Genomic DNA, 12,107 nt, shown 5'->3' on the forward strand with positions numbered 1-12,107 from the left:
AGACACGAGAGACGTGACGGACATCGTCGACGAGCTGAAGTGGCGTGGGCTGTTCGCCCAGTCCACTGACGAGGACGCTTTGCGCAAGGCGCTCGCGGACGGTCCCGTCACGTTCTATTGCGGCTTCGACCCGACCGCGCCGTCGCTGCACGTCGGCCACCTGGTGCAGGTGCTCACGCTGCGCCGGCTGCAGCGCGCCGGGCACCGGCCGCTGGCGCTGGTCGGCGGGGCCACCGGCCAGATCGGCGACCCCCGCCCGACCGCGGAGCGCACGCTGAACGCGCCGGAGACAGTAGCGGGCTGGGTGGAGAAGCTGCGCCGCCAGATCGAGCCGTTCCTGTCCTTCGAGGGCGAGAACGCGGCCACCATGGTCAACAACCTCGACTGGACCTCGGGCCTGTCCGCGATCGAGTTCCTGCGGGACGTCGGCAAGCACTTCCGGGTCAACAAGATGCTGACCAAGGACTCCGTCGCCCGCCGCCTGGAGTCCTCCGAGGGCATCAGCTACACCGAGTTCAGCTACCAGTTGCTCCAGGCGCTGGACTTCCTCCAGCTCTACCGGCGCTACGGCTGTGTGCTCCAGCAGGGCGGCAGCGACCAGTGGGGCAACCTCACGGCGGGCCTGGACCTGATCCACCGGCTGGAGCCGGACGCCACCGTGCACGCCTACGCGACGCCGCTGATGACCAAGGCGGACGGCACCAAGTTCGGCAAGACCGAGAGCGGCGCGGTCTGGCTCGACCCGGAGCTGACCACGCCGTACGCGTTCTACCAGTTCTGGCTGAACGTGGACGACCGGGACATCTCCGGCTACATGCGGATCCTGTCCTTCAAGTCCCGGGAGGAGCTGGAGGAGCTGGAGCGGCAGACCGCCGAGCGTCCGCAGGCGCGGGCCGCGCAGCGCGCGCTGGCCGAGGAGCTGACCACGCTGGTGCACGGCGCCGACCAGACGGCGGCCGTGATCGCCGCCTCCCGGGCCCTGTTCGGCCAGGGGGACCTGGCCGGGCTGGACGAGCGGACGCTGGCCGCGGCGCTGTCCGAGGTGCCGCACGTCAAGGTCGCCGAGCCGGCCCCGGTGGTGGACCTGTTCGCCGAGGTCGGCCTGGTCGCCAGCAAGTCCGCCGCGCGCCGCACGGTCAAGGAGGGCGGCGCCTACGTGAACAACGTCAAGGTGACCGCGGAGGACGCGGTCCCCGCCGCCGAGGACCTGCTGCACGGCCGCTGGCTGGTGCTGCGCCGCGGCAAGAAGAACCTGGCCGCGGTGGAGGTCACCGGCGCCTGACGCGGCACGCTCCGCGCGCCGCCGACACGAGGGGCGGCTCCCGTTCGACCGGGAGCCGCCCTTCGCCGTGCGCGGGGGCGTCGGACGCGGGGCCGCCAGACGCAGGACCGTCAGGCACGGGGCCATCAGGCGCGGGGCCATCGGACGCGGGCCATCAGGCGCGGGGCCATCGGACGCGGGGCCGGGGCCGTCGGACGCGGGACCCGCCGCTGCTCCGCCCGCCGGTCAGGGCGGGGAATCCGGCCCCGCCGCGCACAGCGCCGTCACGCGTGCTCGCGCCTTCTCTTGTTGCCGCGCAGCGCCATGTACACCATGTCGCCGACGCCCACGATGATGATCGCGGCGACGAGCTGGAAGAGGTGCCGCCACCAGTCGATCCCGGGGGTGGCGGCGACGCCGGCCGCGCGGGCGACCGCGTTGCCGACGATGGCACCGAGCATGCCGAAGATGGTGGTCAGCCACAGAGGGCTGTGCTGCTTACCCGGAATGATCGCCTTGGCGATCAGACCGAGTACGAATCCGACGATGATCGCCCACAACCAGCCCATGGCTGCCTCCTCGTCCGGCTCTACGTGAGCATTACGGTCAGTGTCGGCTCGTACCGCGTACGGCGCACGGCGGATACGCCCGTCCGGGGGACCCCGCTACGTGGCCGGGCGCACCCCGTCCGCGCGGCCGAAGGGTGCCCCGGTCTCGTGGCGGGGCCGGGGCGGGCGTACCGTGGTGACTGTCCGGGACCGGCTTCCCGAGCGGGCACGGCCGGATACGGGCGGGGACGGTCCGATGCGGGCGGATGGTGGAATGCGATGCGGAAGCGGAACGGTGGCGGCAACCCCGAGGTGTTCCGGATCACCGGAGCCCGGACGGGCCTGGCGGAGGACGTACGCGGACGGCAGCGCCGGTACGTCATCTCGATGTCGGTCCGCACACTGTCGGTGATCCTCGCGGCCGTGCTGTGGAACGTGGAGCGGCACGTCGCGATCGTGGCGCTGGTGCTCGGCGTGATCCTGCCCTATGTCGCCGTGGTGATCGCCAACGCCGGCCGGGAGAACGCCCCGGGCCTGCCGACGACGTTCGTCACGGCCCCGCTGCCGCCGATGATCGCGCCGCCGCGGCCGGCGACCGGCGGCGCGGAACCCGTCCCGGAAGATGCCCCGTCCGATCGGACGGCGAACACAGCGAGTAAACCGAGCGATCTTTTCTGACCAGACTCGATCAGGAGGAGTCAAGGGCGCGTCGATCGAGCCGTCCGCCGACTCCCCGGCAAGCTCAAAGAAAGCTCAGATCAATCATGCTGTTCCGGTGCCGGGCGGGACGCCTCCCGTGACATACTTCGTAAGCGCTCCGCATCCCCCGTCGGAGCGACTGACCGACGCCGGGCAGCTCCCCCCGTGGCTGCTCGGCGTCGCCTTTTCCACCCGCCGGGTGCGACCGGCCCGCGAGACGAACCCGTGAGTGACCAGACCCGTGAGTGACCAGACCTCCCCCATCTGCTCCGCCAAGGGCTGCCGTACCCCCGCCGTGTGGGTGCTGGCCTGGAACAACCCCAAGCTGCATACGCCCGAGCGGCGCAAGACCTGGCTGGCCTGCGAGGAGCACCGGGAGCACCTGTCGCAGTTCCTCGGGGTACGGGGCTTCCTGAAGGACGTGGTCACCCTCGCCGCCTGGGAATCCGCCGAGTCCCCCCAGGCTCCCCGGGACCCCCAGGCCCCCCGGTCCCCCGGCCCGGCCGGGGACCCGTCCTAGCCGCCGATCGCGGACATCGGGCGGTCCGGCTGGACGAAGGACGGGTCGTCCAGGCCCGCGCCGGCCTTCTTGCCCCACATCGCCCCCTTCCAGAGGCGGGCGATCTCCTCGTCCGGGGCGCCGGAGCGCAGGGCGGCCCGCAGATCGGTCTCCTCGGTGGCGAACAGGCAGGTGCGGACCTGGCCGTCGGCGGTCAGCCGGGTGCGGTCGCAGGCGGCGCAGAACGGGCGGGTGACGGAGGCGATGACGCCCACGCGGTGCGGGCCGCCGTCGACGATCCAGCGTTCGGCCGGAGCGGAGCCGCGCTCCTCGGCGCCCTCCTCGGTCAGCTCGAAGCGGGTGCGCAGCGAGGCGAGGATGTCACCGGCGGTGACCATGCCCTCGCGCTTCCAGCCGTGCTGGGCGTCCAGCGGCATCTGCTCGATGAAGCGCAGCTCGTAGCCGTGCTCGACGGCCCAGGCGAGCAGGTCGGGGGCCTCGTCGGCGTTGAGCCCCGGCATCAGGACGGTGTTGACCTTGACGGGGGTGAGGCCGGCCTCGCGGGCGGCGTGCAGTCCCTCGATGACGTCCTGGTGGCGGTCGCGGCGGGTGAGGGTCTTGAAGACGTCCGGGCGCAGGGTGTCCAGGGAGACGTTGACCCGGTCCAGGCCCGCGGCCTTCAGCGCGGCGGCGGTGCGCTTGAGGCCGATGCCGTTGGTGGTCAGGGACATCCGGGGGCGCGGCGCCAGGGCGGCGACGCGCTCGACGATGCCGGGCAGGCCGGGCCGCAGCAGCGGCTCGCCGCCGGTGAAGCGGACCTCCTCGATGCCCAGGGAGGTGACCGCGATGCCGATCAGCCGGACGATCTCGTCGTCCGTGAGCAGATCCGGCTTGGCCAGCCACTGGAGCCCTTCCTCGGGCATGCAGTAGGTGCAGCGCAGATTGCAGCGGTCGGTCAGCGAGACCCTCAGGTCGGTGGCCACTCGGCCGTAGGTGTCGATGAGCACGTGGGCCCCCTCCCTCGACGCGGATCGGCGGGGCACTTCCGCCCCTCCGACACCTGCGAGCCTACGTGACCGCGCCGACATCGACAGCGGCCGGAAGCCACGAGGTGCGCGCGGGCCCGGTCGTAGGGAGCTACGACCGGGCCCGCGCGGTGGGGTGCGTCAGTGGGCGCCGGTGCCGGTCAGGGACCGGACCTCCAGCTCCGCGTACTTGCCGGCGTCGGGCCGCTCCTTGGACAGGACCGTGCCCAGCCAGCCCATCAGGAAGCCGAACGGGATGGAGATGATCCCGGGGTTCTTCAGCGGGAACCAGGCGAAGTCGACGTCCGGGAACATCGCCTTGGGGTCGCCGGAGACCACGGGCGAGAAGAGCACCAGGCCGACGGCGACGACCAGGCCGCCGTAGATCGACCACAGGGCGCCCTGGGTGGTGAACCGCTTCCAGAACAGGCTGTAGAGGATGGTCGGCAGGTTGGCCGACGCGGCGACCGCGAAGGCGAGCGCGACCAGGCCGGCCACGTTCAGGTCGCGGGCCAGGGCGCCCAGCGCGATGGAGACGATGCCGATGAAGACGGTCGCCCAGCGCGCGGCCCGCATCTCCTCCTTCTCGGTGGCCTGGCCCTTGCGGATGACGTTGGCGTAGATGTCGTGCGCGAAGGACGAGGACGAGGCCAGGGTGAGGCCGGCGACCACGGCGAGGATGGTGGCGAAGGCGACCGCCGAGATGGTGGCCAGCAGGATCGCGCCCCACGCGGAGTCGACGCCGCCGATGTGCAGGGCGAGCAGCGGGGCCGCCGTGTTGCCGGACGGGTTGGACTCGATGATCTCCTCCTGGGAGATCAGCGCCGCCGCGCCGAAGCCGAGGGCGATGGTCATCAGGTAGAAGGCGCCGATGATGCCGATCGCCCAGTTGACGGACTTCCGGGCGGCCTTGGCGTTGGGCACCGTGTAGAAGCGGATCAGGATGTGCGGCAGGCCGGCGGTGCCCAGGACCAGGGCGATGCCCAGGGAGATGAAGTCCAGCTTGGTGGTGCCGGTGGCGCCGTACTGGAGGCCGGGCTCCAGGAAGGCGGCGCCCTTGCCGCTCTTCTCGGCGGCGGAGCCGAGCAGGTCGGAGATGTTGAAGTCGAACTTCAGCAGCACCAGGAAGGTGATCAGCAGGGTGCCGCCGATCAGCAGCACGGCCTTGACCATCTGCACCCAGGTGGTGCCCTTCATGCCGCCGATGGTGACGTACACGATCATCAGGACGCCCACCAGGGCGACGATCAGGATCTTGCCCGCGTCGGAGGTGATGCCGAGCAGCAGGGAGACCAGGACGCCGGCGCCGGCCATCTGGGCCAGCAGGTAGAAGATCGACACGACGATCGTGGAGGTGCCGGCGGCGGTGCGCACCGGCCGCTGGCGCATCCGGTAGGCGAGCACGTCGCCCATGGTGTAGCGCCCGGAGTTGCGCAGCGGCTCGGCGACCAGGAGCAGGGCGACCAGCCAGGCGACGAGGAAGCCGATGGAGTACAGGAAGCCGTCGTAGCCGAAGATGGCGATGGCGCCGGCGATGCCCAGGAAGGACGCGGCGGACATGTAGTCGCCGGAGACCGCCAGGCCGTTCTGGAAGGCGCTGAACTGCCGTCCGCCCGCGTAGAAGTCGGCGGCGTCCTTGGTCTGCCGCCCGGCCCAGACGGTGATGAACAGCGTCGCGACCACGAAGACGGCGAACAGCGTGATGATCAGCGGCCGGTGCTCGCTGGCCTCGTTGGCCGCGAGGAAGGTCTGCTGTACGGGGCTCATGCGCCGCCCTCCATCCGGGACTTGATGGCCTCGGCCTTGGGGTCGAGCTTGGCGGCGGCGTGCCGCGAGTACCACCAGGCGATGAGGAACGTGGTGAGGAACTGGGCGAGTCCGAAGACGAGGGCGACGTTGATGTTGCCGAACAGCTTGTGGCCCATGAAGCCGCCCGCGTAGTTGGACAGCAGGACGTACAGCAGGTACCAGGCGACGAAGGCGATCGTCAGCGGGAAGGCGAAGGAGCGGAAGGCGCGGCGCAGTTCACCGAATTCCGCGCTCTGCTGCACCTCGGTGAACTCCTCGGTGGTCGGAAGTGCGCGTTGCTCTTGCGAGGGGGGCGGTGCGTCGGTGGCCACGGAGTCTCCTCGTACGACGGACATGACGGCTCTGACCTCACGGGGGCTGATTCGTGCTGGTGCTCCCTGACCAACGACACGACGCCCCCCGGGACCCGGTTCAACCCGTCTTCGCACTTTCCGAAGTCACCTGCGGCAGGTCATTGCTGGCCAGCGACTTCGGGGGATAGCTTCACCCTGCACCACCCGGCATGTACCTGCCCGGGCACCACCTGTGCCCCGGGCCGGTCTCGTTTGAGGATGATGTGGAGACCCCATGGCTCATCTGCGCCCCGCACGCCGGCTCGGCCTGGCGATACCCGTCGTGCTGTCGCTGACCGCGTCGCTCGGCTTCCTCCCGGCCGCCGCGTCGGCCGCCCCCGGCGCGGAACCCGCCGCGGACGCCCCGGAGTTGGCCTACGTCGTCAACACCAGCGGCACCGACCACCGCACGATCGCCTCGGTGAAGCGGGCGATATCCGCCGCCGGCGGCAGTGTGGTCGCCGGCTACGACCGGATCGGCGTCATCGTGGCGCACTCGGCCGCCCCGGACTTCGGCGCGGCGATCCGCGCGGTCCGGGGCGTGCGGTCGGCGGGCGCGACCCGCACCGCGCCGCTGACCGCCGCCGGGACGACGGCCGAGGGCGCGGCCGAGTACCTGACGCGGGGGCAGGCGGCGCGGACCGCCGCGGCGGCCGATGAGGGCGAGGAGCCCCTGGAGGCCGACCAGTGGGACCTGCGGGCCATCGGCGCCGACCGGGCCGCGCGGATCGACCCGGGCAGCCGGGACGTCACCGTCGCCGTCATCGACACCGGCGTCGACGACACCCACCCGGACCTCGCCCCCAACTTCTCCCGCTCGCAGTCCGCGAACTGCGTCGGCGGCAAGGCCGACACCTCCGAGGGCGCCTGGCGGCCGTACACCGCCGAGGACTACCACGGCACCCATGTGGCCGGTGAGATAGCCGCCGCCCGCAACGGCGTCGGCGTGGCCGGCGTCGCTCCGGGCGTGAAGGTGTCCGGCATCAAGGTGAGCGACCCGGACAACGGCCTGTTCTATCCCGAATCCGTGGTGTGCGCCTTCGTGTTCGCCGCCGACCGCGGGGTGGAGATCACCAACAACAGCTACTACGTGGACCCCTGGCTCTACAACTGCATGGACGACCCCGACCAGCGGGCCATCGTCGACGCGGTGAACCGGGCCCAGCTCTACGCGCAGAAGAAGGGCGTCCTGCACGTCGCGGCGGCCGGCAACGACAACCACGACCTGGACGCCGACGCGATCCTCGACGAGTCCAGCCCCGACGACTCCACCCCGGTGCCGCGCACCATCGACCCGCACGAGTGCTTCGACGTGCCGACCCAGTTGCCGGGGGTCGTCACGGTCAGCGCGACGGGCGTGAAGAAGGAGAAGTCGTACTACTCCTCGTACGGCAAGGGCGTCGTCGACGTCGCGGCGCCGGGCGGCGACCGGCGCTACCAGCTCCCGGACACCCCCTCGAAGGACGGCCGCATCCTGTCCACGATGCCCAACAACCAGTACGCCTTCCTCCAGGGCACCTCGATGGCCTCCCCGCACGCCGCGGGCGTCGCCGCGCTGCTGAAGTCCGAGCACCCCGGCGCGTCCCCGGCCCGGTTGCGGGCCCTGCTCAAGGCGCAGGCCGACGACACCCCCTGCCCCGCCTCCTACGACCAGGACGGCGACGGCACCCAGGACGCCGTCTGCCGGGGCGGCCGGCACGGCAACGGCTTCTACGGGGCCGGCATCGTCGACGCGCTCCGCGCGGTGAAGTGACCCGCACCTCCCCCGACCCGGCACCCGCACGCCAGCAATCCGTCACTGACTGGAGATCTCGCACATGACTGCGTTCCCCTCGCGCCACCGCCGCGCCCTGGCGATCCCGGCCGGCATGGCCATGGCGACCGCCCTCGCCTTCCTGCCCAACGCGCAGGCCACCGCCGCCGAGCCGCCCTCGGTCACCGCGGACGCCGGCTCGCTCAGCTATGTCGTCAACGTCCTGCCGGGCAAGGCCCCTTCGGCGCACGTCAAGCGCGCGATAGCCCAGGCCGGCGGCACGATCGTGACGTCGTACGACCGGATCGGCGTGATCGTGGTGCACTCGGCCAACCCCGACTTCGCGAAGGCCGTGCGCGGGGTGCGCGGGGTCCAGTCGGCCGGCGCCACCCGCACCGCCCCGCTGCCCTCGGCGGCCACCACCGACGTGGGCACGCCCAAGGTGCTCAGCGCCCGGGAGGCCGCCGCGGCCGAGGCCACCGGGGACCAGGACCCGCTGGAGGGCCTCCAGTGGGACCTGCCCGCCATCAAGGCGGACAAGGCGCACGAGAAGACGCTGGGCAGCAGCAAGGTCACCGTCGCCGTCATCGACACCGGCGTCGACGACACCCACCCGGACATCGCCCCCAACTTCGACCGGAAGGCGTCCGTCAACTGCGTGACGGGCAAGCCGGACACCACCGACGGCGCCTGGCGGCCGAGCGCGGAGGAGTCCCCGCACGGCACCCACGTGGCCGGTGAGATAGCCGCGGCCAAGAACGGCGTCGGCATGACGGGCGTCGCGCCCGGCGTGAAGGTGTCCGGCATCAAGGTCTCCACGACCGAGGGCTTCTTCTACACCGAGGCCGTGGTCTGCGGCTTCATGTGGGCGGCCGAGCACGGCGTCGAGGTGACCAACAACAGCTATTACACCGACCCCTGGTACTTCAACTGCAAGAACGACCCGGACCAGAAGGCCCTCGTCGAGGCGGTCCGCCGGGCCTCGTCGTACGCGGAGAAGAAGGGCGCGGTCAACGTCGCCGCGGCCGGCAACGAGGAGTACGACCTCGCCGCCGACGAGATCACCGACCCGTCCTCCCCCAACGACACCACGCCCACCGAGCGGGTGATCGACCCCTCCGAGTGCTACGACATCCCGACCCAGTTGCCGGGCGTCGTCACCACCGCCGCGACCGGCGCCAAGGGCATCAAGTCGTCCTTCTCCAACTACGGCCTGGGCGTCATCGACATCGCCGCGCCCGGCGGCGACTCCACGGCCTACCAGGCGCCCGCCCCGCCCGCCACCAGCGGCCTGATCCTGGGCACGCTGCCCGGCGGCAAGTGGGGCTACATGGCCGGTACGTCGATGGCCTCGCCGCACGTCGCGGGCGTCGCCGCGCTCATCAAGTCGACCCACCCGCACGCCTCGCCCGCCCTGGTGAAGGCGCTGCTCTACGCGGAGGCCGACGCCACGCCGTGCACCAAGCCGTACGACATCGACGGCGACGGCAAGGTGGACGCGGTCTGCGAGGGCTCCAAGAACCGCAACGGCTTCTACGGCTGGGGCATGGCGGACGCCCTGGACGCGGTCACCAAGTAGTCCCTCCGGGCGGTACGGCCGGCTCCCGCGCGGAACCGGTCGTACCGCTTCGACTTGCCCGGTCCCGGGGCGCTGGTGAAGATCCTCGGGTGACCCTGACGCGACCCACGCCCCCGGCCGCCGCGCCCGCCGGGACCGTCCGGCGGCGCTCCGGCGCCGGACGGGCGGTGGCCGTGCTCGTGCTGGTGGCCCTGGGCGCGCTGATCCCGCTGCTCGGCCCGTCGCCCGCGCTGCACGGCACCGGGGAGGCCGCGGCCCCCGGCACCGGCGGCATCGGCCTGCTGCGCACGGTGCTGTGCGCGGCGCTCTGCGTCCCGCTGGGCGAACTCCTGGTCGGGAAGCTGGCCCGCGCGGTGCCCGGCGCTCCCCCGCTCGCCCCCCGGAGCTGGTCCCCGTACGCGGCGGCGGCCGGGTTCCTGGCCGCGCTCGGGCTCGCCTCGGTGGTGGCCACCGGCAACCTGGTGCCGGGCCGCCTCGCCGACCTCGACCTGGGCGGGCTGCACGCCTCCCGGGACGGCAGGCTGGCGCTGCTGGAGGTCAACGCCTTCCTGCTGGCGGGCCTGTGCGCCCGCTCGGCCCGGCCCGGCACCCAGGTGTGGCCGCTGGCCGCGGTGGCCGTCGCGGAGGCGCTGCGCGCGCACCCGCCGACCGAGCAGAGCCCCTTGGCCGGTTCCGCCCTGACCCTGGTGCACCTGGTCTGCGCCGCCCTGTGGGCGGGCGGTCTGCTCCACGCGCTGCGGATACTGGGCCGCTGGCGGGACGCGGCGGCGGGCCCGGCGCTGCTGGGCCGCTACGCGCGCGTGGCGGCCGGTCTGCTCGCCGCCATCACCGCGACCGGGGTGTGCAGTTCGCTGCGCCGGATGCCACCGGACGGCATCGCCGGGCAGTTGACGGACACCGCGTACGGGCGGGTGCTGCTCGCCAAGGTGCTCCTGGTGGCGGCCGTCGCCGCGCTCGCCCTGTGCGCCCGGGTGAAGCTGGGCCGCGCGGCCGGCCCCCTGGCCGCCTGCGTCCCCGCGCGCGTGGAGGTCGCGGTGCTCGGCCTGGTGGTCGCGGTGTCCGGGCTGCTGACGGCCCTTCCGGTACCGATCCGCTGGTGAGCCGCCGGCCGGCCGGCCGCGGACCTGGCGAACGGTCCCGGGCGGCCCGGGACTTGGGCGCGCCGGGGCCCCTGCGGGACGGCGCTGTCAGTCCCGGCCCGTATCCTCGTGAACCATGCTCGAAGACCGTACGACCGAAGCGTCGTCCCCCACGGTGTGGCCGGCCGCGTACCCACGGGGATACGCGGTCGTCGACGTGGAGACCACCGGCCTGGCCCGCGACGACCGCATCATCTCCGCGGCCGTCTACCGTCTGGACGCGCGCGGCGAGGTCGAGGACCACTGGTACACCCTGGTCAACCCGGAGCGGGACCCGGGCCCGGTGTGGATACACGGTCTGACGAGCGAGGTGCTCGACGGGGCGCCGCTCTTCCGGGACATCGCCGAGGAGTTCGCGGCCCGGCTCGACGGCCGGGTGCTGGTCGCGCACAACGCGGTCTTCGACTGGCAGATGATCGCCCGGGAGTACGCGCGCGCGGAGCGTGAGGCCCCGGTGCGCCAGCGGCTGTGCACCATCGCGCTCGCCAAGGAGCTGGCGCTGCCGCTGCCCAACCACAAGCTGGAGTCGCTCGCCGCGCACTTCGGGGTGGTGCAGCGGCGGGCGCACCACGCGCTGGACGACGCGCGGGTGCTGGCGGAGGCGTTCCGGCCGAGCCTGCGGGCCGCCGCCGCGGGCAGTGTGAAGCTGCCGCTGCAGGAGTGCCGGCCGCTGACCGAGTGGGCGGACCGGCCCACCGCCCGGATCGGCCGCCAGGTGCGCCACGGCGGCTACCCGGTGACGAGTTGGCGCCCCTCCCGCAAGCGGCCCGCGTGCCCGTACCCCAACCCGGGCCGGTACGAAGACGGCAAACCGCTCAAGCAGGGCATGCGGGTCGCCTTCTCGGGTGACACCTCCACCGAGCGGGAGCTGCTGGAGGACCGCGCGACCGAGGCCGGGCTGCACGTGGCGACCAGCCTGTCCCGGCTGACCAGCCTGCTGGTCACCAACGACCCCGACTCGGGCACGTCGAAGGTGGTCAAGGCCCGGCAGTACGGCACCCCGATCGTGGACGAGGCGGCCTTCGGGCAACTGCTGCGGGACGTCGCCCCGGCCGACGGCTGACCGGGCCGGGCGCGGACCGTCGTACAGGTGTGTGCCGTCGGACGGGTGATTGCCGGACGAGACGGGTGAAAGCGGGACGACTCGCCCGGTGCCCGCTCGCCCGGGCCGCGGCGACGGCCCACCCTGTGGCCCATGGCGACATGTGAAGTCTGCGGCAACGACTACGGCATGACCTTCGAGATCCACGCACAGGGCGCGGTCCACGTCTTCGACTGCTTCTCCTGCGCGATCCACCGCATGGCCCCGGTCTGCGAGCACTGCCGGGTGCAGATCATCGGCCAGGGCGTCGAGGCCGAGGGCCACTGGTACTGCGGCGCCCACTGCGCCCGCGCCGAGGGGAGGACCGGAATCGTCGACCGGGTCTGACCCGCACCCCCGTGCGCACCCCCCATGGCCGAGT

Annotated in this window: 12 protein-coding genes; 8 read left to right on the forward strand and 4 right to left on the reverse strand. The window is 72.5% G+C overall.

Annotation, left to right across the window (positions count from 1 at the left end; genetic code table 11):
• Positions 1–13: 13 nt before the first annotated feature.
• Entirely contained in the window at positions 14–1,282 is a 1,269-nt protein-coding gene (gene tyrS / locus IE316_RS31750; RefSeq protein WP_190207994.1) for a tyrosine--tRNA ligase, read from the forward strand.
• Between the two features lie 263 nt (positions 1,283–1,545).
• Here the strand turns inward: tyrS and IE316_RS31755 are convergent, their stop codons facing one another.
• The gene (locus IE316_RS31755) at positions 1,546–1,830 is read right to left on the reverse strand and encodes a GlsB/YeaQ/YmgE family stress response membrane protein (protein ID WP_190207995.1); all 285 of its coding nucleotides are present in this window, start codon (positions 1,828–1,830) and stop codon (positions 1,546–1,548) included.
• A gap of 258 nt (positions 1,831–2,088) precedes the next feature.
• Here IE316_RS31755 and IE316_RS31760 point away from each other — a divergent pair, with 258 nt between their 5' ends.
• Positions 2,089–2,487: a DUF3099 domain-containing protein gene (locus IE316_RS31760; protein ID WP_190207996.1), complete on the forward strand. Its 399-nt coding sequence runs from the start codon at positions 2,089–2,091 to the stop codon at positions 2,485–2,487.
• 262 nt (positions 2,488–2,749) lie between these two features.
• Positions 2,750–3,028, forward strand: a complete 279-nt coding sequence (locus IE316_RS31765) for a hypothetical protein (RefSeq protein ID WP_190207997.1) — start codon at positions 2,750–2,752, stop codon at positions 3,026–3,028.
• Here IE316_RS31765 and moaA read toward each other — a convergent pair.
• From moaA to IE316_RS31780, 3 genes are all read right to left on the reverse strand, one after another.
• Entirely contained in the window at positions 3,025–4,014 is a 990-nt protein-coding gene (gene moaA / locus IE316_RS31770) for a GTP 3',8-cyclase MoaA (RefSeq protein ID WP_229910640.1), read from the reverse strand. The genes IE316_RS31765 and moaA overlap by 4 nt on opposite strands.
• Positions 4,015–4,173: 159 nt before the next feature.
• Complete coding sequence (locus IE316_RS31775) at positions 4,174–5,799, reverse strand: monocarboxylic acid transporter (protein ID WP_190207999.1); 1,626 nt, start codon at positions 5,797–5,799, stop codon at positions 4,174–4,176.
• Entirely contained in the window at positions 5,796–6,152 is a 357-nt protein-coding gene (locus tag IE316_RS31780; protein WP_190208000.1) for a DUF485 domain-containing protein, read from the reverse strand. Before IE316_RS31780 ends, IE316_RS31775 begins: the two co-directional genes overlap by 4 nt.
• 256 nt (positions 6,153–6,408) lie before the next feature.
• Between IE316_RS31780 and IE316_RS31785 the strand changes: the two genes are divergently transcribed.
• The 5 genes from IE316_RS31785 to IE316_RS31805 all read left to right on the forward strand — a co-directional run bounded on the left by IE316_RS31785 (position 6,409) and on the right by IE316_RS31805 (position 12,073).
• Positions 6,409–7,926, forward strand: a complete 1,518-nt coding sequence (locus IE316_RS31785) for a S8 family serine peptidase (protein WP_190208001.1) — start codon at positions 6,409–6,411, stop codon at positions 7,924–7,926.
• 64 nt (positions 7,927–7,990) lie between these two features.
• Positions 7,991–9,505 carry a S8 family peptidase gene (locus IE316_RS31790; protein ID WP_190208002.1) on the forward strand — a complete coding sequence of 505 codons (1,515 nt, stop codon included), beginning with the start codon at positions 7,991–7,993 and terminating at the stop codon, positions 9,503–9,505.
• A gap of 89 nt (positions 9,506–9,594) precedes the next feature.
• Complete coding sequence (locus tag IE316_RS31795) at positions 9,595–10,605, forward strand: CopD family protein (RefSeq protein ID WP_190208003.1); 1,011 nt, start codon at positions 9,595–9,597, stop codon at positions 10,603–10,605.
• 115 nt (positions 10,606–10,720) lie between these two features.
• On the forward strand, positions 10,721–11,707 hold the full coding sequence (locus IE316_RS31800; RefSeq protein WP_190208004.1) for a DEDDh family exonuclease: 987 nt from the start codon (positions 10,721–10,723) through the stop codon (positions 11,705–11,707).
• 132 nt (positions 11,708–11,839) lie between these two features.
• Positions 11,840–12,073, forward strand: coding sequence for a metallothionein (locus IE316_RS31805; RefSeq protein ID WP_190208005.1), 234 nt, complete (start codon positions 11,840–11,842; stop codon positions 12,071–12,073).
• The last annotated feature ends 34 nt before the right edge of the window (positions 12,074–12,107 follow it).

Source organism: Streptomyces fumanus, from assembly GCF_014655295.1.
Taxonomy (GTDB): domain Bacteria; phylum Actinomycetota; class Actinomycetes; order Streptomycetales; family Streptomycetaceae; genus Streptomyces; species Streptomyces fumanus.